The sequence below is a fragment of the Pedobacter jejuensis genome, assembly GCF_003725795.1.
GTDB classification, from domain to species: Bacteria; Bacteroidota; Bacteroidia; order Sphingobacteriales; family Sphingobacteriaceae; genus Pedobacter; species Pedobacter jejuensis.
In genome coordinates, this window is the sequence record NZ_RBEE01000004.1 from 303875 (window position 1) to 323456 (window position 19582).

11 protein-coding genes are annotated in these 19582 nt (G+C 37.4%); 3 read left to right on the forward strand and 8 right to left on the reverse strand.

Annotated features, from left to right (window positions below; all coding sequences use genetic code 11):
* Positions 1–187: 187 nt before the first annotated feature.
* Positions 188–4312, reverse strand: a complete 4125-nt coding sequence (locus D7004_RS03820; RefSeq protein ID WP_123204544.1) for a hybrid sensor histidine kinase/response regulator transcription factor — start codon at positions 4310–4312, stop codon at positions 188–190.
* Positions 4313–4750: 438 nt separating this feature from the next.
* Here D7004_RS03820 and D7004_RS03825 point away from each other — a divergent pair, with 438 nt between their 5' ends.
* Positions 4751–5776, forward strand: coding sequence for a glycoside hydrolase family 5 protein (locus D7004_RS03825; protein ID WP_123204545.1), 1026 nt, complete (start codon positions 4751–4753; stop codon positions 5774–5776).
* A gap of 60 nt (positions 5777–5836) precedes the next feature.
* Here the strand turns inward: D7004_RS03825 and D7004_RS03830 are convergent, their stop codons facing one another.
* Positions 5837–6997, reverse strand: a complete 1161-nt coding sequence (locus D7004_RS03830) for an endo-1,4-beta-xylanase (RefSeq protein ID WP_167459402.1) — start codon at positions 6995–6997, stop codon at positions 5837–5839.
* A 309-nt stretch (positions 6998–7306) separates the two neighbouring features.
* Here D7004_RS03830 and D7004_RS03835 point away from each other — a divergent pair, with 309 nt between their 5' ends.
* Positions 7307–8509 (forward strand): glycoside hydrolase family 5 protein, encoded by a 1203-nt coding sequence (locus D7004_RS03835; RefSeq protein ID WP_123204547.1) that lies wholly within the window; start codon positions 7307–7309, stop codon positions 8507–8509.
* Between the two features lie 303 nt (positions 8510–8812).
* Here D7004_RS03835 and D7004_RS03840 read toward each other — a convergent pair whose 3' ends face one another.
* The 6 genes from D7004_RS03840 to D7004_RS03865 all read right to left on the reverse strand — a co-directional run bounded on the left by D7004_RS03840 (position 8813) and on the right by D7004_RS03865 (position 18516).
* Positions 8813–9421 carry a polysaccharide lyase gene (locus D7004_RS03840; protein ID WP_148042746.1) on the reverse strand — a complete coding sequence of 203 codons (609 nt, stop codon included), beginning with the start codon at positions 9419–9421 and terminating at the stop codon, positions 8813–8815.
* Between the two features lie 569 nt (positions 9422–9990).
* Positions 9991–10821 carry a polysaccharide lyase gene (locus D7004_RS03845; protein WP_123204549.1) on the reverse strand — a complete coding sequence of 277 codons (831 nt, stop codon included), beginning with the start codon at positions 10819–10821 and terminating at the stop codon, positions 9991–9993.
* 21 nt (positions 10822–10842) lie between these two features.
* Entirely contained in the window at positions 10843–14955 is a 4113-nt protein-coding gene (locus D7004_RS03850) for a hybrid sensor histidine kinase/response regulator transcription factor (RefSeq protein WP_123204550.1), read from the reverse strand.
* 203 nt (positions 14956–15158) lie between these two features.
* The gene (locus D7004_RS20935; protein ID WP_123204551.1) at positions 15159–15560 is read right to left on the reverse strand and encodes a polysaccharide lyase beta-sandwich domain-containing protein; all 402 of its coding nucleotides are present in this window, start codon (positions 15558–15560) and stop codon (positions 15159–15161) included.
* Positions 15561–15629: 69 nt separating this feature from the next.
* Positions 15630–17324, reverse strand: a complete 1695-nt coding sequence (locus D7004_RS03860) for a polysaccharide lyase family 8 super-sandwich domain-containing protein (protein WP_123204552.1) — start codon at positions 17322–17324, stop codon at positions 15630–15632.
* Between the two features lie 10 nt (positions 17325–17334).
* Entirely contained in the window at positions 17335–18516 is a 1182-nt protein-coding gene (locus D7004_RS03865; protein WP_123204553.1) for a glycoside hydrolase family 88 protein, read from the reverse strand.
* Positions 18517–19181: 665 nt separating this feature from the next.
* Here D7004_RS03865 and tssD point away from each other — a divergent pair.
* Positions 19182–19577, forward strand: a complete 396-nt coding sequence (gene tssD / locus D7004_RS03870; RefSeq protein WP_123204554.1) for a type VI secretion system tube protein TssD — start codon at positions 19182–19184, stop codon at positions 19575–19577.
* Positions 19578–19582 lie beyond the last annotated feature (5 nt).

The window sequence follows — 19582 nt, forward strand, 5'->3', positions numbered from 1 at the left end:
TTCACAAATATCTAAAGCCAAAGCTGGTAAGCAGATGTCATTTATACTTTTTAAAGGGTTCATTTATCCCTTCACCCAATTTTAACCTCTTTTTAAGGCACTGTAGTTTAATGTGATGCTTATTAAAATATATAAAGTAATAAGCAGTGGATGTGAATGTTAACAGAATTTAGCTTTTAGAGATACCTTATGGCTCTTTGTGAGCTTTAACGTATTCTGATGGGGTGAGCGCATAATGTTTTTTAAACTCTTTACTAAAATGCTTTCTATCACTAAACCCTACCATAAATGAAATTTCTGATACATTGAAAGATGTTGATTTTAGCAAATTTGCAGCTCTCTTTAACCGCATTTGCTTAATTAGGTCTGCCACAGGGAAATTAGTGAGGGTCTGAACCTTTTTGTAGAGAACTGTTCTACTCATGCCTATTTCATTTACAAGATAGTTCACATCAAATAAAGGGTCCTCCATATGCTTGTCTATAATTTCCATTAATTTATGGATGAACTTTTCTTCCGGCGTTGTGATCACCATTTTGGCTGGCTCTAAAACTATCCTTTGAGAAAACTTAGTTCTCAGGATATGCTGAGCCTTTAATAAATTTTTAATGTGCTGTGCTAGGATCTGGAAATTAAAAGGCTTGGAAATATAGGCATCAGCACCTATCGATAAACCATCCAGCTGGTTTTCGACAGCAGCCCTAGCTGTGAGTAAGATGAGCGGAATGTGATTGGTTGCATCGGTCGATTTTACCCTTTTACAAAAGGCCAAACCATCCAGTCCAGGCATCATAATATCGCTAACAATCAGATCAGGCATTTCATTTTCCAAAGCATCTAACGCAGTCTGACCATTAGAATATTGTACGATTCGGTAAATGTGCCGTAAACTGTCGCTGATAAAATCCCTTAGTTCATCATTGTCCTCTACCAGCATAACCTTATAATCAGATGTCTCTGGCTCTAAGAAGTTGTAGGTTTCAGTTTCCTCTGAAATTCCAGTGGCTCTTTTTGCTTCATCATTTTCGATGGTAACCTCTTTTAGGGCATCCATTTCTGGCATATTCTCATTTGCCTTGGGAAGCAAAACGGTAAATGTCGTTTGAGCAATGTTCGAAGTATCACTTTCGACCTTTATACTTCCTTGGTGCAGTTCAACTATATTTTTGGACAATGCTAAACCAATTCCACTGCCTATATTTTGCCTGCCTCTTCCATCTACCTGGAAAAAACTCGTGAATAACTTATCTTTGACTTCCTCAGGTATCCCAATACCGTTATCCGAAACCGAAATCTTTACAAATTCCGTGTTATCGGCTAAAAAACTAATTGTTAAGGAAATCTGACCGCCATCTGCGGTAAACTTAAAAGCATTAGAGAGCAAGTTGAAGATCACTTTTTCGAGTTGATTCTCATCAAATTTTAAAATGATCGGATTGCTGGGGGCTTTAAATTGATAATCGATGTTTCTTGAAAATGCTGAATTCTCAAAAAAATAAAAAATGTCTGCACAAAATTTCACAATATCATTATCCCTGCATTGAAGCTTCAAATGACCCTCTTCTGCTTTTCTAAAATCAAGCAATTCGGTCACCAACTTCATCAACCGATCTGCACTGTTCTTAATAAGACCCAATGATTTAGATATATTGCTGTTCTCTTTGTCATCAATTAACTTTTCTAATGGTCCAAGTATCAATGTTAAGGGTGTCCTGATTTCATGAGATATATTTGTGAAAAAATTAAGTTTCATTTTATAAAGCTCATCCTGCCTTTGATTGTGCAAATGCTCCATGTAGAGATCCCGTTTTAAATTAGCCCTGATTCTTAAAAAACGGTTTATGCTCATCAAAACTCCAACAGCACAGCCAAAATACAGGAGATAAGCCCACCATGATGCCCACCATGGTGCCAATACCCTAATTTTCAAGGTTCTGTAATCATCTCCCCAAACGCCATCATTATTAGAAGCCCTAACTTTGAAGGTATATGATCCAGGAGACAGATTAGCAAAATTAACGGTTCGCTGGGTACCAATTTCTTTCCATTCGGTATCTGTAACTAAGCCTTCCAGTTTATATGCATATTCGTTATTTTCCTGACTTATAAAATTTAATGCCGAAAAAGTAAAGCTCAAATTAGCATAGTCATGAGGCACTACTATAGTGTTTGATTCCACAATTGAGCTAGTCAGTGGAGAATTATTTTCAGAAATTGGTACTGCTTTGTTATTTAATAATACCTGTGTGATGGCAACCCTCGGCACTAAACTGTTTTTAATTATTTTCTCAGGATAAAAAGTAGAAATCCCATTCATCCCTCCAAATAAAAGTTCACCATTCTGCAGTTTAGCCGCTGCATTATTGGAAAACTGATTGCTTATCAGACCATCACCCGCCGAATAGCCTGTAATTTCCAAGCTGTTTCTTGTAAATGGGAGATTATTTGATCGGAAGGCAATTTTAAAAATCCCCAAATCAGTGCTGACCCATAAATGACCTTGATGATCTTCAACAATGGAATGAACTACATCATCTCCCAGACCTAAAGGCTTACTTATAGCATAAAATCTTCCTGATTTTTGATTATAATGATTTAGCCCCCCTCCTTCGGTGCCGATCCATAATCGTTGCTTACCATCAATAAATAGATTGGTGATATTGCTATTATTAATTTGATATGGCCTCTGCCTAATTTTTCTGAAGACTTTTGTGATTAAGCCCTGTTTTTTATCGAAGTAATTTAAACCATTTTGCGTCCCAATCCATAAATTGCCTTTCGGGTCTTTAACAAAAGCCGATATAAAATTATCGCTCAATGCTAAGCCCTTGGTTATGGTATCTTCCTTTCTGATAGAAACCTTTATGGTGCCATTTTTTAAAATATACCTAAGACCTCCACCATTGGTTCCGATCCATGCACCATCACCATCTGGTAAAATTGCATTAATTAGATTTTCACTTAGCTTTCCATCTTTTACCTGTATGTCATAGTTTTTAAAAGCTTTAGTATTTTTATTAAAAAGATATAAACCATCTAAAGATCCCACCCATAGGCTTTCCTTTCCATCGTCTGCTAAAGATTTAATTCCATTTTTTGTATTAATCTGATCTTTGGTTTTAATCGTATAATGTTCATTCTTTTTTTGATCTGAACTGATGTGCGTTAGCCCACCACCAAATGTTCCGATCCACCAAGATCCATCTGCATCTTCAGCTACAGCGTTGACCAATGAATGGTTTAGGCCAACACTACCACCAATACTTTCTCCAATATTTTTAAAATTAGCATTTCCTTTGTAGTAAAAATTAATCCCCCCGGCAAAAGTCCCGACCCAAACGCAGCCAGCTTTGTCTTTCAAAAAACTCCATATAGAATTATCGCTCAAACTATTAAGATTGGCTGGATCATGTCTATAATTAGAGAATTTATTTGCGTTGATATCTAAAATACTAATGCCGTTTCGTGTAGCAAACCATAAATGGTTGTCATCATACGCCAAAATATCTTTTACCCAGTTAGAGGTGATGGTGGTCGGATCGCTATTGTTTGACTGGTATCTAGTAACAAGATTTTCCTTTTCCTTAAAACTGAAAACCCCTCCGGTTTCTGTACCAAACCAATAGGTGCCGTATACATCCTGCCTTGTAACCAACACCCTCAATTCATTAACAGCTTTGAACGAATTTGGAATTGGCAACTGTTTGCCGGTTTTAACATTAAACTTTTGAAGACCAGCAATTGTACCTGCCCAAATGTTTTGCTTGTTATCTAAAAATAATGAAAATATTGGTCCGCTTGATAAAACCTGATCACTTACTGAGGAAAAAACATCTTCAAGTTTAAATGTTTTACGATTGAGTTTTCTTACACCACCAAATGTACCAACCCATAGGTTACCTTCTGCGTCTTCCGTGATGGAAGAGATGTAGTTTCTACCACCTTTTATCTCAAGAATATCAATACGCTTGAAGTTTTCTTTGTCTTTTTGATAGAGGTTTAATCCGTTTGCAGTAGCAATCCAAATGTTTTTCTTCTGGTCTTGATAGATTACATTTACCCGATTACTGCTTAAGCTTTGGGGATTGTTTTCGTCAAAAATGAACGATTTGAATTCATATCCATCATATCTGGTTAATCCCTTTAGATTACCAATCCACAAAAATCCCTTATCATCTTGCAGGAAGCTGGAAATTGTACTTTGTACCAGACCTTCCTTATATGAAATATGCTTAAAATTGAGTGTTTGCGCTTTTACAAAAACAGAAGTGAAAAGGAAAAACACAAAATAGCAATACCTATTAAAAGACATCAAAGTTAAATATTTGGTTATGGGAGGTTAAAGCAACACATTTAAAAACATAATTCAAAAACGTTTCGGTCAATTTAACGATACACTAGATTTACAGTAATTCACAAATAGAAAACCTAACCAGCTATCGGTGGCAGTGGTGGCTGAAATCTCCAGACCAATAAATCGAGCATTCAAAAAATCTTTAAGCCATAAAAAAAGTTTTTTTTTATGGCTTTTGCATAATGCTATTGGTTAAAGGAACAAATAACCCCCCTTATCAGCACATACCTATACCTATAACTTCTAGATATCTTTTGATGTTTGTTAAGTGATTTAAGACCTTGACCCAAATCAAACTAAAATTCCTCTGAGAGATAATTTTAGGAACTGCAACATCAGGGCCGCAATGCTTTTTACTTATTATATGCAATATAAAATATAGAACAATTAAAAATTATGAAAAATAACATCAACCAAATCAATTGTCTTTTGATATTCCTCGTTCTACTATTGGGCGTCAGATACGCCAATGCCCAAAACAAAACAAATGGTCAGACTGCTTTTGAGCAGAATAAAAAAATGGGTAGAGGTGTAAATATCATTGGATATGACCCAATCTGGAATGATATGGATAAAGCTAGAATGAAGAGTAAACATTTTAAGCAGATAAAAGAGGCAGGATTTAATCATGTAAGGATAAAAATCAGTCCTTTTCGTTTTGCCCAAGGCGATACGGGCTATACCATCAAACCTTCCTTTTTTAAAACCTTGGACTGGATTATTAAACATAGCTTAGACAATAAGCTTATGGCTATCATTGACTTCCATGAACACGGCGCCATGGAAAAAGATCCGACCGGAACAAAACCCATGCTTTTGGCTCAATGGAAACAAATTGCAGAATATTATAAAAACTATGGTAATGAAGTTGTTTTTGAAATAGCCAACGAACCAAATATGGACCCCAAATTATGGAATACAATCCACCAGGAAGCCTATCAAATCATCAGAAAATCCAACCCAAGTAGAACGCTATTGATTGGTACCGTTTATGGCAATCAAATTCAATATTTAAAGGACTTGGTTTTGCCTGAGCAGGATAGAAACATTATTGTTGCCATCCATTACTACAGCCCTATACAGTTTACCCATCAAGGTGCACCATGGTCTGTTAAAAACAAAAATCTAAGTGGCATCACCTGGACAAAGACAGAAGATCAACAAAAAGCGGTGCAGAAAGATTTTGATTTTGCAGCCAATTGGGCTAAAGAGCATTACCGACCTTTAACTCTTGGAGAATTTGGTGCTTATGAAAAGGCAGATATTGCATCCAGGGCATTATGGACAGATTATATCGCCCGACAGGCTGAATTGAGAGGATGGAGCTGGAGCTATTGGCAGTTCGACTCTGATTTTATATTGTATGACATTGATGAGGATAAATGGGTTGATCAAATAAAAAACGCATTGATTCCCCAATGATACCTGTGAAAGATCAAAAGACAGCTAATACCCTAAAATTAGCTGTCTAGAAAATTTATGCTATTCGTTTAAGCCCTTATAGAAATTGGTATAAGCACTTTTCTTAGCATATGTATTGGGTGCATACAAAGTGGCGGCTACAGCGGTCCCTTGCCAATTATCTGAATCGCCCACATTCCATAGCGTAATGCCCCAACGTTGGGCAGAAGGAACCAATGTCCTGTATAACTTGGGGATATTGTACCACCGGTAATCCTGATCGCCGACTGTACCACCGCTTAATCGGATGTCAAGCTCGGATATGTGTACCAAAAGACCCGTAGCGGCCATTTTATTGATACCATATTCAATACTATTGGTATTGCCTGTTACCGTCCTTGTATTAGAGGTGTGCATCTGTAGACCTACACCATCAATAATTGGTTTATTATTAGACTTGATAACCTTAAGCGCATTAACCATATTAAAAATAGCATCGGCTTTGGCATTTGAATATTCATGACCATAGTCATTGTAAAATAACTTGAGGTTAGTATCCCCCAGATCATCTGCAATTTGTCTCGCGTATAAAAATGCAAGCCTAACTGCATCATAGGCGCCAAGCTCTTTTGCCCATACATTTGTTTCGTTTGATCTGTAGGTTCCATTATCATTAAACGCTTCGTTAGCTACATCCCAAGATTTAACCAGAGGATTGCCATTCGAATCTTTCTGAGTATAATAAAAACTAAACACGTTATAGATGTGATTGTATAAAATCGATCGGTATATCTGCTTTCTGGTTTCGCCTGTTGCATTGCCTCCTGCGTTATTAACCCAGGCTGGCACCCCATTGTACCACATAATGGCATGTCCATGAACTCTATTGATTCCGTTATTTTTAGCAAAGTTAGTCACATCGGTTCCAAAGGTGTATGAATTTTGACTCGCCTGTATTTCACCAAACTTCATCTGGTTTTCCGCAGTGATACTATTATACTGCGTTTTGACCAAGTTTGTGTAGAGCGAATTGCCAAACCTGCCCTCATTTATAGCAACTCCAATTTCGAAGTCTGTATTGGCATTTTTCAGAATTGGATTGTAAGGATTATAGGGCGTATTGGACACCTTGTTGTTAAGTTTGATGGAAGGCATATCAACTTCCTGCTGATTGCCTGTCGCGGTTTTCTTGCATGAGGCGACACTTGCGGCGATGCAGAAAACTAAGATTAGTTTTTTCATAAAATAAAATTTAAATAAATACTTGGTTAGCATTAGCTGTCAATAGGGATTTACAGCCTTAGCTAAAGTTCTGCACATTTACGCATACTATAGGACTGTGAACATTCCTTTAAAGGGGTTATTTTGTCCTAACAGCATTTAATTTAAATTCATCAAAGCAGCTCAATACACCACCAGACGGGTAATATCGGTACAAATCACTACGTAAATAAGCACATTTATCCCCTACCTAAAAACTCTCCTGTAATTATTTTTGTGTGGAATTGATTCAACACAGATCAAATCAACTTAACCAATAATTTAAATGTTATGAACCACCCACAAATAGCGATGTTAAAAATTTCATTCAAAGCTAGCTGGCTAGCAATGATACTTGCTATTATCTCTTTGCAAGCCTGCTCAAAAAATACAAACACAGCTACGCCCATTCCTCCAGTTGTAGTTTTACCTCCCCCTGTAAGTACGGAGGTGCCGCAAATTAATATCAACGCTACCACTGCAAAGGAAATAATTTTGGATATGGGTACAGGTTTTAATCTTGGAAACACCTTCGAAAGTAATTTTGCGTCAAATCCACCGATTCTTGCAAGCGTAAAACCAATCATAGACACCTACTATAATGCAGGGATGAGGCACATTAGAATTCCGGTAACCTGGATGCAAGGCTATACCAACAATATTGCTGATGGAAATGGTATGATCAATCCCACCCATCCCAGATTACTGGAGCTGAAAGCAATTATTGAATATGCACTGGCAAAAAAAATGTATGTAGAAATCAATGCACACCATGAACACTGGTTGAAGGATTTTTATGATGGCTCTGCAGGATTTGACAATAAATTTAAAACCTTATGGACAGGCATAGCCAACTATTTCAAGGACCAGCCAAAACAACTGATTTTTGATGTCCTGAACGAGCCAGAAGGAAAAATGGGACAATGGTCAAGCCCTGGTAATCCATTGCCAACCGACCCAAGCGCAATTGCCTTAACGCGTCAAATTTTAAAAGTTGACTATGATGCAATTAGAGCAACAGGCGGAAATAATTCCACAAGAATTATAATGATTGAGCCAAATGGACAAGGCAATCAGGGACAGATTGAAGAAGTATTTAGCGCAAAGGCTAACTTGCCAGGTGGTGGTAACGATGCATATATAGCCATACAGGTACATAGCTACGATCCCTGGGCTTTTTGCGGGCAAACAGGTGCCAATTCTGCATTTCCCGGAAATAGTACATTCACTTCGGCAATTCAAAAGGTAGCAAGTCATTCGGCAATTATCGATGTGCCTGTTAATTATGGTGAATTTGGTGTAGGCAGAACCAGTGGAAATGAAAGAAATACGGATCTGGTACGTGGATATTACAGATTAATGAAGCAAACTATAATAGCTCAAAAAATGTCTTGTACGGTTTGGGATGATAAAGGCTGGTTCGGCTTGACTTCTTTGACTGGTTCAACACCTACTTTCAGTAATAATATTGTACCATTTATGATGAACCCTTAATCTCAAATTATTCAACGAGTTTTAACCAGTCAACAGCCATTAACTCAAAGCAAGAGTGAACAGAATCCAAGTCAAAAACAGCCTGGATCAAGCGGTTTTTAAAACAAACCAAATAAACATTATTAGCAATTTTACCAACTTCCTGGCGGCGGACATTAAATTAATTGGGTGCAGAAAAAAACAAATCCAATGCCTTAAAAACATCATTTGCTAATTTGGCACTGGATTTATCTGTAGTGATGATATGGATTTTAATTTTATTAGACAGGCTTGCTTATACAAAAACATCCTGCCTTGACCGGCTTACCAGTTGTTAACCGTTACCTCATCGTATGAGATCCACCCATCTGATCCCGATTCATATCCATCATTAGCCGCACCACCTCTAAAAGTATCGCACATCAACTGGGTCACTGTTCTGTTAGCCCCTGAAGCCCAGTTGATATTTGTCCTTTCAACCCTTTTGTAAGTGGCTAGTTTGTTATCCGTTTCCCATACGTCAAAAATATATTTTCCATTTGCGGTACCTTCGGAGTTCATGTTGATCTGCATGTACACCGTATACCATACACCCGACTGGATTTCACCAGACCCTGCCGGATATTCGCTTGAGGATGCCTCACCACCGAAATCTCCGGTCATCGACTGGAAATAGGCATAAGGCTTGAACTTAAACTTGCCACTTTGTGTACCTACATTAGTCCACATCAGTCTATAACTACCACCTGCACCAGATCTTGCTTTAGCTCCTTCGCCACCTGCAGCAACTTGGCCAACCCCAAAACCGAAGCCAGCTTTACCTCCTTTTTGGAAATTGAAACCAGAACTGAATTTGATGTTGAATTTAACTTCATAGTTGGCAGCATTCGGAATATCAGAATAGGCAACAAGTCCGCCTTGCCAATTAACCATATTGGCCAGCAGCTTTACCACGAAATTACCGTTCTCGATTTTGCATCGGCTGGTTGACCAGTTGCCAGACTTAGCATTTCCCGTACCACCGTGATCACTAACAAATTCTGTACTGACATAAGGGCCGTTTGGTCTTGAACCATAGGATTGCACAAAAACGGCGTTCGAAGCGCTTGGAGACTGCTGAGCTTGGATATCTACCTTTCTTGTAGCCTGTAGATCCTGACGCTCTGCTGAATCTTTTTCACAAGAAAATAATAGGGTTGAACAAACTGCTGCACATAGCAGTTTTTTGAATCGAAGATTTAAATAATTCATAAAATTTCAAATATTGGTTAGCGGTATTTAATTCCTAAGTTGAAAACTGTTAATGAACATTTCATATGTTTGTTCAATAACAAAAGACCAATTTAAGATTGCTAAACAATCAATGTGAACTATATCGGTACCGAAAAGCAATTACATTGGTGCATAAATATTTTTAAATCCCATATCGAAAGCAAACTAATAAATATTTGATATCCTGTTGAAACAAAAACAGTTTTAATTCCTGTACTTAGCTCATATTTCTATTCCAGCTTTTTCAACTTAAGGTTGTCCAAGAAGATATAACCAGTATTATCAGTCTTCCAGTCATCGCTGTTACCTCCTCTAAATGTGTCATTGGAAAGCTTATTGATAAATCTCTTGGCATCGTTGGCCGTCCATCTGATGGGTTGCTCAAGAACTACGTCCTCATCAATACTAACTTTTACCCTGCCGTCCTTTTGATCTGCATTATTGCTTTTGACATAAATCTTTATATGATACCACTTATCTTTTACAATACTTCCCTGTTTTGGGTAGAAGGCATTGGGCACCATGTTGTCTCCGCAGTTCCCCTTCATGTCAAAATAATACATGTATGGCTTAAACTTTGTAATCCCTTTGTCTGTATACCACATTACCCTAGCGCTACCTCCATTTCCGTCATCAGCCTTATCACATCCGGTGTTACCATCGCCAACCCGTAACCCAAAACCCACTTTCCCGCCTCTGCCAAAATCAAAGTCCTTGTCAAATTTTACATCGTAAGAAACCTCATAGGCTGTTGCTTCCTCAATCCATGATTTCGCCACTAAACCTCCGCTACCAGAGAGTAAATTCGGCAGAAGAGATACCCTAAAAGCACCACCCACAATGTCTGTACGTGATGGCGCCCAGTCTATTATTGATCCAAAATCCTTTACTGCACTGTCATATGAATAAGAGCCCGGTCTATTCTTGTTCCAGTTTAAATCCAGTTTAGATTTTGCCCTTCCATTATCTTGTTTTGACTGTGCTACCACCTGGTTTTCATATAGACATATAGCGATTAAAAGCAATCCTATCCTACTTAACATTCTATGCGTTTTTTTCATTTATCCTGGGTTTTTAAATAATTAATCTTCTTCGGTCTCTTCCTCTGTTTTTGCGAAACCTGTCGGGGTATAACCAAACTCCTCTTTAAAACACTTCCTAAAGTAGGTTACGTTTTGAAATCCCACCATGTAGGAAACCTCATTGATATACATTTTGTGCTGCTTAAGCAATTGAGCAGCTCTTTTTAACCGAATGTAACGAATAAACTCGACTGGACTTTTGCTGGTCAGCACTTTTAGCTTTCTATAAAGATTGCCTCTGCTCATTCCGATGTAGCTGCTCAAATCCTCTACGTTCAGCGATTCTTCGGCTATATTATCCTCAATATACTTCATTACACTTGCCAAAAACTTGTCATCAAAGGTTGATATGGTGGTATTGGTAGGTTGAAGGGTGATCTCCTTTTGATATCTTAGTTTCATTTTCTGACGATTCTCTAGCAGATTCCATACCTTAGCCTCGAGCAAATCGAAATTAAAAGGCTTAGTCACATATTCATCAGCCCCATTCTCCAAACCCTCTAGTTTAAAGATCATTGGACTTCTGGCTGTCAACAAAACCACGGGGATGTGACTGGTTATGATATTGGATTTCAGTTTGTTGCATAACTCTATCCCATCCATTACGGGCATCATTACATCGCTAATGATAATATCCGGCATACGTTCTAACGCTTCCTTTAGGCCTGTAGAACCATCAAAGCCTTTGATGATATCAAAATCATCCTCAAAACTATCGGCTAAGAAATCGATGACGTCCGGATTATCTTCTACCAGCAACATGGTAAACCGCTCATTATGATTGGCCATCTTTATGGCTTTTTTTCGTTCCCTGAAACTACTTTGCTGTTTTATGGCAATTGATTTGTAATTGCTGATATCCTCTGAAACAAGGTATTCGTTATCGAGTTCATCAGCCCCCAGATAGGTAGCTCCCAAAGGAATTTTAACTGAAAATTTAGTATATCCTCTATTTTCGATACTGGCTTCTTTGCTTTCAACCTCAATTCTTCCATGGTGCAGTTCGATGAGCTCTTTAGCGAAGGCCAATCCTACACCTGTTCCTTTAATGTGGTTATTTGAAACATCCATAGGCTTAAAAGGCTGAAATAGATCTGGTAAACGATCTTGGGATATACCAACACCATTGTCGATTATTTCGATAGCTGCGTTTTTCCCTATCTCATCTTCTCTAACTAAAACTTCAATTTTACCGTAATCTGGGGTATATTTTACCGCATTTGAGATGATATTGTAAAGAATTTTTTCCAGCTTATCCCTATCAAACCATAATTCAAGCTTATCTTTTTTAGCATTAAAAGTCAGCTCCAGGTTTTTCGATTTAGCTAGGCCTCCAAATACAATCACGATTTCCTTGGTAAACCTTACCAAATTCCCCTTAGCGGCTTTTAACGGTACGGCATGCCCATCGAGCTTTCTCAAATCAAGCAATTGATCTACTAGATTGAGTAACCTCTGCCCACTTCTATTCATCAGATCCAGATAATTCGAAGTCTTGGTATTGCCCTCATGCATCTTAAGTAACTTCTGCAAAGGACCCATGATAATTGTTATTGGCGTTTTGATCTCATGGGAAATGTTAATGATAAAACTTAACTTCTTTTGAGAGAGTTCCTGCTCCTTTTGGTATAGTTCTGTCTCATAGCGAATGGTATTCTTCAATCTTTCGGTATATTTTGTATAATGATTAAAAAGATAAAGCAAAACCAAACCAAGTAAGGTATACATCAGGTAAGCCCAATTTGTCTTCCACCAGGGAGGAAGTACGGTGATTTTGAGTTGACGGGGTAAATTGTTCCAGATTCCACTATTATTAGCCGCCTTTACCAGAAATGTATATTCTCCAGGTTCAAGACCAGTGTAAGTTACCTCCCTCTGGTTTTTTACGTAATGCCAATTATCCATGCTAAGGCCATCTAATTTATAGGCATAACTATTTCTTTCGGGAAAAATATAATTTAATGCTGCATATTTTATCGTAAAATAACTTTCGTCATATTGCAGGACGATTTCCTTTTGAAAATCAACCATCTTTTGATTAACACTATCATTCAAATCAACCTTTTCTCTGTTAAGAATTTTAAAATCGGTAAATATGATATTCGGAATTTCCCTATTATAGGCGATCTTTTCTGGCATAAAGCTACTTAACCCATTTATCCCACCAAAAAAGATCTCGCCGTTTTTATTTTTAAATGACGAGCCACTTATGAACTGATTGCTCTGCAAACCATCTAAAACCGTATAATTAGTCACCTCGATGTCTTTATCTGCCAGAGGGAATTTGTTGTTTTTAAGTAGGATTTTAAAAATACCCTTGTTGGTACTGACCCAAAGCGCACCCTGGCTATCTTCCTCTATGGCATGGATAGTATTGTTGGCAAGTCCGTTCTGCGAATTGATGGGGTAAAACCTTTTGGTCTTCTCATCAAAAAAATTGATGCCTCCGCCGTTTGTGCCGATCCACAACCTATTCTTAGAATCGTTAAATAAGCAGGATACAGAGTTATTGCTCAAACTGTGTAGATCTTTTTTATCAAATGCGTAAGAGCTGATTCTCCCTGTGGTGAGCTCTATCCTGCTCAGTCCAGATAGCAGGTAGCCTGCCCATAAATTATTTCCCTGCAACAACAGACAAGAGATATTATTTGAGACCAGCTTCTTGTTTGCCAAGGTATAGGATTTGACCACTATGTTGTTTTTGATCAGGTGCAAACCATTGTAGTTTGTAGCAACCCATAAACCGTACTTCGAATTCAAAAACTTGTAATCATGGTTGAATTCTACATTGAGACCCTTTTGAATATCCTTAAATTCTTTAAATTTTTTACTGTTTTTGTCAAACACCAAAATTCCTGCAGAACTTCCTATCCAAAGTTTGTTGCTGTCCAGTAGATCTACTGCAACATCTTTTATAAAATGATACAGGACGTTGTCGTTATCATATTTATACACCTCAACGTTATCTACAGCTTTATTCCAGCAATTTAATCCCCCACCATCTGTTGCTATCCAGAATTTTTTGTTTCCATCACCAAGAATTGCATTTACTTCTTTATTGGAAAATGGCTCTTGATCACCCTGTGCTATGCCCTTATTAGAGAAAATCTTCGAGAAGTTATAAATCAGGTTGATACCACCTGAATAAGTGCCAAGCCAGATATTGCCTGAACGGTCTCGAAATATACACTTTACAGATGGATGACTCAGGGAATTTTCCAAACTCAATTTTGGTGCATAACTATGACCGGTAATTTTACCAGAGGCAAGATTGAGGATATTCAAACCCATTTTTGTTGCCATCCATATATGCTGGTCATCCTTAATAAAAATATCCCTCACTGTATTACTGAGAATCCCATTACTTTTATTGTAACTTAAAATGGTATTTTCCTTTTGATGATAGGAAAAAACTCCATCGTTTTCCGTAGCGAACCAAAAGTCATTGTTCTTGGTCTGTTTGATTGATTGTATCCATGAGCTGCTTAGACGTGCCTGCAAGTTTCTTGGCCCCTGTACCGCCTTTTGTTTGCTAACATCGTAAATTTTGAAGCCTTTGGCCAGGCCTATCCACAAAAGCCCTTTATCATCTTCGTAAATACTTTGTACCCGTTTGTTGATATTAGTAATGTTCAGGTCAACATCTTCAACGCGATTTTTTTTTCTATTTAAACGTTTCAGGCCCTGTGCAGTTCCAAGCCAAATATTTCCTGCTCTATCCTGAGTAACACAATAAACAAAATATCGCTGGTTTGCAGCATCGGGTATGTGATTGAAACTATCATCGCTAGGATTATAAAAATTCAGGCCATCATCTGTACCAATCCATACATTACCATCTTTGTCTATGAAAACCACATTAACCCTATTGTGGCTAATGGATTTACTGTCTCTTTCATTATGGGTAAAGACCGTAAAATCGTAACCATTGAATTTATTAAGTCCACCTAATGTACCCACCCAAATAATTCCATTTTTATCTTGGGCAATAGAATTTACCGTATTTTGGGATAATCCGTTATCTATAGAAATATGCCTGAATTCCAGAACCTGGGCATGAGCATTTTGCACGAAAAACAATAATAGGATTAAAGATTGTATAAATCTGTTCATTGGGATGATTTGGATAATACCGGTTAGAGTTACAAAATAACAAAAAGCATTAAGTATAACTTCCTAATTTTTAAGTTTCCCTGATTTTAACTTGGTAAGCCCTTTTAAGGATATGGTGAAGTATCTAAATCTCATTTCCAGATTTTTGAGAGGGTCCTGCATTGATTAACAAGTATTTGTTTGGTATTTAGCATCAGGATTGATTAGTAAAATGGGATTTTAACCTGAATGGTTTGACCCCTGTTTACGGATGATGGCATTAATGTTACTTGTGTTTTGCCTGCAATTTTCCAATTTACATTTGTCAGCTTCTGTGTAGGATCGGCAATAGAGGCTAGCCAATGATCCTCTTTTCTTTCCAGAATATAAATCCCTGGGTTTTCAAAACTTAAAGTAGGAAAAGACTTGGCTTTTATAATGGTGGGCTGGTAAACCACCATCATCAAGATTGCATCAGTTTTTCCGGCAATAACTTGAGCTTTTTTATCATTTTCAATTATCACAAAATCAGGTTTGAATGCTTTAAAACCTTCTAAATCTAAGTTTGGAACTACTAGGTAAGCATAACTACCATTTTTTGCGGAAAGATCATGCGTAAGCTCCATTGTAAATACCTCTCCCGTAGTTGGCTTTTCTTTATCATAAACAAAAGCGATATCCCCCCAGCTTCCGGATTATTTTTTCGATGAAAGCGTGAGATCAGCTGGCTGCAGGTTATAATAGCCGATTTTGTCGTGATAAGCCCAATTGATCATTTTGGAATGGTAGATAGTATCTTTTAGTTCCCTCAACCTTCCATCATGAAAAAAAACTGGACCTCTTAACTTTACCTGATTAATAGTGGTAAAAACTGGTAATTTTAGTTCACTTGCGACTTCTGCTCCCAGGCATATCAGATTTTCTTTGTAATAAAAATAAGCTTTGTTAGCACTTAGCGAGTCACGATTTAGCTTAAATGCCGTTACCCCATTGTTTTCACTTACCGCTCCGCCTGTAAAATCACCCTTATTTCTAAAACCAGCATAACCTAAAACTTTCAGGGGATCTTTCGTCTGGAAGTTAGTTACTCCTGGTAGTTTTTTCCAATTAAGATAAGGAAACATCCCTTCATATTCATCGCCTCTCACATGCAGAAAATAATTACCATCGCCTACAAAATATCCTTTCAGGTTTTCTTTGTTTACTACCTCGGTGGCTTGAACGCGATCAGAAGACAGTTTTACCGTAAAAAACCAGTTTGGAGACCTGTGAACTGTCATATCAGAACGCCAAAAATGTTTAGTACCGATTAATTGTGGCAAATAACTTTGTGAATAATTTCTGGTAATAAAAGCTTCATATTGAGCTGAATATTTTGGGTCCACAATGCTCATATCGAGCATGGAGTAGGCCGTGGCTAAGGCTTTACTTTTGTCCACGCTTTTGAAAAAATGCCTACCCAATGAATTGATATCAAAATATCCTTTCCACGTTATCCAACTGTAACCTTCCAACATTAAATCTCTCAATAAGGACAAACGATCATTATCAATTTCCAACGGAGTATCAACACATACCCTAGCCCAAAAACTAAGCGTATTTACAAAAGATAACCCATAGTTACCAAACTGCTGTTGAGGTCCATGCTGGTGAAAACTGTAATCTGCCTGAATACCTTCTGAACCAGAAACTTTAAGCTCTGAAAATATCGTATCCCTTGCCATTTTAGCCAAACTTTCATCCTGAGTAAGAATTGCCTTGAATAAAACATTTCCCGCAAGCCATACCTTGTTCTGTCCTGTCATTTTGATCCTAGAATGGTTTAATACTAAAACGCCTTTCTTCATTTCATCAGCAGTTAGCTCATCCCTTAACATAATAAAAACCGGTCCCAATGTTTTTGGTACTCCAATCTCATTATACCACCAGTTCTTACAGATCAAATTTGCATCAAACCAGAATTTTAATGCCCGATGTAACAGGACATTCAGTTTTTGCTGTTTATAATAAACAGATTGCCTATTTGAGTACAATCCGGTTAACAATAATATTCGCTCGGTGTGTATTTTCGGATCCCAAGCAGACTCCCGACGGTCATCATAATTTAGATCACTCCATTGCCCAGTATTTAAGTTGAAAGTAAGCATAAGTTGATCTACCCGATAAGGTAGCAGTTCCTTTTTCTGGTAAACTTCTTTGGTTACCATATCTACCGCATCAGGATCTTGTTGAAGTTTAGCGATAATGCTATCCAGTTTAATGTATGTTGACCCATCTTTTTGATAATAATCGGAGATATTTTTATCCAAAGTTTCAATGAATGACTGTGCATAGCAATCACATACAAGAAATATAAAAAATGACGTAGTCATTAATTTGATGTATCTCATTTATCTAAACTTAATAGCGTTCTTTGAGGTGATTATCCTGGCTTCTGATTAATGCTTCCAAATAATAATAATCGGCGTAAATTATAGGAGCGTCAATTTCACTATTATATGGCTTATGGCCAGTACTATGAAGCAGTAAAAAGCCTTTATCTTCATTTTTATTCGCCTTATAACGCTTGCTCAAACTTTTCAAAATTTGCTGTGCTTTTTGTTTGTAATAGTCATCCTGGGTATGTACTGCCAGTTCAAATAAAGCAGAGGCAGTTATCGCAGCAGCCGACACATCTTTAGGAGATAGAGGAATGGCCGGATCATCATAGTCCCAATAAGGAACCATATCTTTAGGTATTTTTGGATTATTGAGTATAAACTTTGCAATATGCCTAGCCAGATTTAAATAAGCAGTATCGCCAGTTTCTCTAAAACACATGGTAAAACCGTAAAGTCCCCACGCCTGACCCCTAGCCCATGATGATTCATCGGCAAAACCTTGATGGGTTGTCTTTTTAATTACAGAACCGTCTTTTGGATCATAATCAATGACATGGTAGCTACTGTAATCTTTTCGAAAGGCGTTTTTTAAAGTTAAATCTGCATGTTTAACAGCAATTTTATAAAACGAAGAATCCCCCGTTATTTTACTGGCCTCAAAAAGCAGCTCAAGGTTCATCATATTATCTATGATTACCGGATAGGTGAACTGCGGAAGATGTTCCCAGGATTGAATCAATCCAGGTACTTGATGAAATCTTGTAGAAAGAGATTTGGCTGCATTAACAAGCACTGTTCGGTAGCTACTATCGTTTGTAAGTTTATAACCATGACCGAAACTTCCATAAATCATGAATCCCAAATCATGGGTACCTTTATTGTATTGCTGACCTTTTAGGTAATTGGTAAATCTTTGCGCCTCAATCTTCCATCTATCATCTCCGGTAAATTCGTATAAATACCATAACATCCCAGGAAAAAATCCACTAGTCCAATTTCCAGCATCTGTCATTTTTAGCCGACCATTCTCTATGGTCCTAGGGGAAACCAGTTTACCAGCAGATATTTGATCAATTTCATTCAGCATTAAGCTTAGCTGCCCTTGAGCAAACTGAAATTCGTCCTTTACATTAACTTTTTGAGATTTGGCTTTTAAGCAGCTTACTACTATTAACACTACGATGATGAAGAATTTTTGCATTTAAAATTTGGGTAAAATGTTCATGTTTAAATTTTATACCGAAAGAGATCTAAACAGTCAATCAAGTTGCTAAAATAAGCTCGCCAGCTCATTGGTTTAGATCACATTTGTACCATTAATACATTACAATTGAACACCAAAAGAACTTTTAAACATAAAGTGGACAAATCAATTCATTTGACCCCTTGTCGCCAATTTACTAACCTGCAGACTAGCAAAACTTTACAGTAATTTTATTTCCGGCGAGATGGGGTCAAACTACTCTGGTTTATCCATGTATTAACGACTACAAATTCGTTTTTGCAAATCTCGAACCTCTCCAAAATCACCAAAGTGTAGAAACTTTCCCCAGCAGTACGTGGAGTAAAATACACACCTTGTACAAACAAACATTTGTTTCAAAAAAACCCATTTCGCAGCAAACTATAGCATTAACCCAAAAAAGTATATTTTTTACTCTTCTATTTTGCCGGATGATTATACAATTAACGCTACTATTCATTACATGAAGGCAATTTTTTATTGCGCCATAATTTATACTAAATTTTATTTACCCCTAATTACTAGCATGTTATATAATAATTGGTTTGATTTTTGTATTATTTGTCATAAGCGAATGCTGCTAAATAAATAATTAATTTTTTAAACCTTTAAATTTAAAACTTATGGCTTTCAAAGCTAGATTAAATTTTTCGGGCAAGGAGTACGATGTACTTCACTGTGCCTATGCGTTAAACCGTGATGTAGATGCAAAAGGAAGACCTTCTTCCGGAGTTTATGGCGGTACCATCGATATTGAGATCGAATCAACCGAAGACACTTCAATTATCGAAGCGATGGTAAATAACCAGTACAAACCTATAACAGGAACACTTCTGATCAAGAAAACAGAGGAAGATGCCAAAATGAAAGAAATAGAGTTTCAGGACGGTTACATTGTGAAATATTCCGAAGGAATCAACATTGTGGGCGATCATCCGATGACACTCAAATTCCAAATTTCTGCACGCAAGCTTAAATTAGGAAACGCAGAACACCTTAACGACTGGCCAAAAGCCTAAACTAG

Excerpts from the sequence above, each read along its gene's own strand:
- D7004_RS03820 (WP_123204544.1), bottom strand. The coding sequence starts at position 4,312 with ATGTCTTTTAATAGGTATTGCTATTTTGTGTTTTTCCTTTTCACTTCT.
- D7004_RS03825 (WP_123204545.1), top strand. The coding sequence starts at position 4,751 with ATGAAAAATAACATCAACCAAATCAATTGTCTTTTGATATTCCTCGTT.
- D7004_RS03830 (WP_167459402.1), bottom strand. The coding sequence starts at position 6,997 with ATGAAAAAACTAATCTTAGTTTTCTGCATCGCCGCAAGTGTCGCCTCA.
- D7004_RS03835 (WP_123204547.1), top strand. The coding sequence starts at position 7,307 with ATGAACCACCCACAAATAGCGATGTTAAAAATTTCATTCAAAGCTAGC.
- D7004_RS03840 (WP_148042746.1), bottom strand. The coding sequence starts at position 9,421 with ATGGTTAATTGGCAAGGCGGACTTGTTGCCTATTCTGATATTCCGAAT.
- D7004_RS03845 (WP_123204549.1), bottom strand. The coding sequence starts at position 10,821 with ATGAAAAAAACGCATAGAATGTTAAGTAGGATAGGATTGCTTTTAATC.
- D7004_RS03850 (WP_123204550.1), bottom strand. The coding sequence starts at position 14,955 with ATGAACAGATTTATACAATCTTTAATCCTATTATTGTTTTTCGTGCAA.
- D7004_RS20935 (WP_123204551.1), bottom strand. The coding sequence starts at position 15,560 with ATGGAGCTTACGCATGATCTTTCCGCAAAAAATGGTAGTTATGCTTAC.
- D7004_RS03860 (WP_123204552.1), bottom strand. The coding sequence starts at position 17,324 with ATGAGATACATCAAATTAATGACTACGTCATTTTTTATATTTCTTGTA.
- D7004_RS03865 (WP_123204553.1), bottom strand. The coding sequence starts at position 18,516 with ATGCAAAAATTCTTCATCATCGTAGTGTTAATAGTAGTAAGCTGCTTA.
- tssD (WP_123204554.1), top strand. The coding sequence starts at position 19,182 with ATGGCTTTCAAAGCTAGATTAAATTTTTCGGGCAAGGAGTACGATGTA.